The sequence below is a fragment of the Butyricicoccus sp. genome (genome assembly GCF_050872565.1).
GTDB lineage: Bacteria > Bacillota > Clostridia > Oscillospirales > Butyricicoccaceae > Butyricicoccus_A.
In genome coordinates this window covers 1-3,483 of record NZ_JBNMHC010000243.1, presented here as the reverse complement: position 1 = coordinate 3,483, position 3,483 = coordinate 1, and the positions used below count along the sequence as shown (strand labels likewise).

Below are 3,483 nucleotides of genomic sequence, written 5' to 3'. Positions count from 1 at the left end.
GTGACGCCGCGCAGCAGCATTCCTGCCATCTGATAGCAAATGGATTTTCCCGCACCGGTCGGCATCACACCGAGGACATCTCGTCCTGCGAGCATCGCATCAATCAGCTTGAGCTGCCCCGGACGGAATTCTGTATATCCAAATGTTTCCCACAGCAGCCGATGTTTCAAATCCATGCCGATCCTTCTTTCCTTATCCATGTATGATTAGTATGCCATATTTCCGCCTGCTTCGCAAGCACAGCATCTCCCTTTACTTTTTTCTGGGAATGCGGTATACTGCTAGTGCATATTGTATTATTTATATTCTACGGAAAAAGGAGACACTATGATACTTGAACTCATTAAATCATTGATTCTCGGCATCGTGCAGGGCATCACGGAATGGCTGCCGGTATCTTCCACCGGTCACATGCTGCTGGTCGATGAATTCCTACAGCTGAATTTCCCCAAAGACTTCACAGATATGTTCTTTGTTGTCATTCAGTTCGGTTCCATTCTCGCCGTTCTGGTCTTGTATTTCGACAAATTAAACCCGTTCTCCAAAAACAAGAACGAAAAGCAAAAGCGTCAGACATGGTCCCTGTGGGAAAAGGTCATCATCGCGTGCATTCCGGCTGGTGTCGTCGGCGTCCTGTTTGACGATCTCATTCACGATCTGCTGTACGGTCCGACGGTTATCGCAATTGCCCTGATTGTCTACGGTATTTTGTTCATCGTTCTGGAAAACTCTCACCCGACGCCAACGACTACTTCGCTGGAAAGCCTGTCATTCAAGAAAGCCTTTTGTGTCGGCGTATTCCAGATGTTTTCGCTGATTCCGGGTACTTCCCGTTCAGGTTCGACGATTCTCGGCGCAGTGTTCCTCGGTTGTGAGCGTTCGGTTGCCGCAGAATTTTCCTTCTTCCTCGCAATTCCGGTTATGCTGGGCGCCAGCGGACTCAAGATGGTAAAGTACGGTCTCAATTACACTGGCGCACAGATCGCCGTCATGTTGATTGGCACGATTACTGCTTTTATCGTATCTGTCTTCGTCATCCGCTTCCTGATGAATTACATCCGCAAGCATGATTTCAAGGTATTCGGCTATTACCGCATCATCCTCGGTGTTCTGGTTCTGCTGTACTTTGGTCTGATTGCGAAGTAACAAAACTGCATAGACACAAAAAGAGATCACCTCGCGGTGATCTCTTTTTTTATGTGAATTGATTCTTACTTCAGATGCACGGTGTTGATGTCAACCAGCTCGCAGGACTGGATGCGGGTATCGCCTTCCAGGCAGCGCAGCAGTGCCGATGCTGTATCAATCGCAGTCAGGCACGGGATGGCATGTTCTACCGTCGAGCGGCGGATCTTAACCGAACCAAGCTCCGGATGACGACCCTTGACAGAGGTTGCGATAACATAATCAATGTCACCGGACTCAATCAGGTCAATCATATTCGGGGACGGCTCATCGACATTGCGTACCGAGTTGGTCGCTACCATGTGGCGGTTGAGGACGTTTGCCGTACCGCTGGTTGCATACAGGTCAAAGCCCAGCTCAGCAAAACGCTCTGCAATGTTGATGATTTCCTGCTTGTCCGCATCACGGACAGAAATCAGAACCTTGCCCTTCTTCTTCATCTGGTAGCCTGCGCCCATCATGCCCTTGAGCAGTGCTTCACGGAACGATGTGGATACGCCCAGAACCTCACCGGTGGACTTCATCTCCGGTCCAAGCTGGGTATCCAGATCACGCAGCTTCTGGAACGAGAATACCGGAACCTTGACAGCGTAATGGTCGCCTTCCGGATACAGACCAGTGCCCCAGCCCATGTCCTTCAGCTTTTCGCCGAACATGCAGCGAGTAGCCAAATCAACCATCGGCACGCCGGTGATCTTAGAGATATACGGAATGGTACGAGAAGAACGCGGGTTAACCTCGATGACATATACTTCATCGTTGTACAGAACGAACTGAATGTTAACCAGACCGATAACTGCCAGTTCCTTTGCCAGCTTCTTGGTATAGTCAATGATGGTTTCCTTGTGCTTTTCTTCAATCGTGATGGACGGATAAACGGAAATCGAGTCACCGGAATGGATACCTGCACGCTCCAGATGCTCCATGATACCCGGAATCAGGATGTCTTCGCCGTCGCAGATGGCGTCAACTTCGATCTCTCGGCCCATCAGGTACTTATCGACCAGTACCGGATTTTCAATCTTGGTACGGGTGATAACGCGCATATACTCGCGGATGTCTGCTTCCTTGTAAGCAATTTCCATGCCCTGACCGCCCAGTACATAAGACGGACGAACCAGAACCGGATAGCCCAGACGATCAGCAACCTTGACTGCTTCTTCTTCTGTAAATACGGTATCGCCCTTTGCGCGCGGAATACCGGTCTTATTCAGGATAACGTCAAACTTTTCTCTATCCTCGGCAGCGTCAATGCTCCATGCCGGGGTACCCAGAATCGGCACGCCCAGAGATTCTACATGCTCTGCCAGATTGATCGCTGTCTGACCGCCGAACTGTACAATCGCAGCGTCCGGCTTTTCTGCATTGACAATACCGGTAATATCTTCCGGTGTCAGCGGCTCGAAATACAAACGATCTGCGGTGTCAAAGTCGGTGGATACGGTCTCCGGGTTGTTGTTTACGATGATGGTCTCGCAGCCCAGCTCCTGCAGTGCCCATACAGAATGTACGGAGCAGTAGTCGAACTCGATACCCTGACCGATACGAATCGGACCGGAACCCAGAACCATAATCTTCTTCTTACCGGTAGACGGCTTGACTTCGGTCTCCTCGTCATAGGTAGAGTAATAATACGGAGTCTCTGCTTCAAACTCTGCGGCACAGGTATCAACCGTCTTGTATACCGGCAGACGGGACAGCTCGCCAACCGGCTTGCCGTGCAGACGCTCAATGACCTTATCGGTAAAGCCGAACTTCTTTGCTGCCAGATACAGCTCCGGAGTCAGCTCTTCTGCATTTTCCAGTGCGTGCTCCATGTCGATAATACGCATGAAGCCATTGAGGAACCACTCGTCAATCTTGGTGATCTCGTGAACCTCATCAACGGTCATGATGCCGCGGCGGAATGCTTCACAGATAGAGAAAATACGCTCGAAGTCACAAGTCTTTACCTTTTCAATGACTTCTTCATCGCTCAGTTTGCCAATCAGCGGCATATACAGCGAATCTACCTTCATTTCGATGGAGCGAACAGCCTTCATCATGCCGCCCTCGAAACTGTTGGAGATTGCCATAACCTCACCGGTCGCCTTCATCTGGGTGCCCAGTGTCTTATCTGCATAGACAAACTTATCAAACGGCCAGCGCGGGAACTTGACAACGCAGTAGTCCAGCGTCGGCTCGAAGCAAGCAGCGGTCTTGCCGGTAACGGCATTGGTCAGCTCGTCCAGACCATAGCCGACAGCAATCTTTGCTGCGATCTTTGCAATCGGATAACCGGTTGCCTTGGATGCCAGT

General features: G+C 50.5%; 3 protein-coding genes. 1 reads left to right on the top strand and 2 read right to left on the bottom strand.

The genetic code is table 11. From position 1 onward, the window contains the following. A partial coding sequence (locus tag ACR0P9_RS09425) for a DEAD/DEAH box helicase (RefSeq protein ID WP_432619524.1) occupies nt 1-176 on the bottom strand: 176 nt, incomplete at its 3' end. A 151-nt stretch (nt 177-327) separates the two neighbouring features. Here ACR0P9_RS09425 and ACR0P9_RS09420 point away from each other — a divergent pair. Then, nucleotides 328-1,146 (top strand): undecaprenyl-diphosphate phosphatase, encoded by an 819-nt coding sequence (locus ACR0P9_RS09420; protein WP_432619522.1) that lies wholly within the window; start codon nt 328-330, stop codon nt 1,144-1,146. Between the two features lie 65 nt (nt 1,147-1,211). Here ACR0P9_RS09420 and carB read toward each other — a convergent pair. After that, nucleotides 1,212-3,483, bottom strand: a 2,272-nt coding sequence (carB, locus tag ACR0P9_RS09415; RefSeq protein ID WP_432619519.1) for a carbamoyl-phosphate synthase large subunit, incomplete at its 5' end; no start/stop codon positions are given.

Coding starts and splice junctions, on each gene's coding strand:
- ACR0P9_RS09420 (WP_432619522.1), top strand. CDS start 328: ATGATACTTGAACTCATTAAATCATTGATTCTCGGCATCGTGCAGGGC.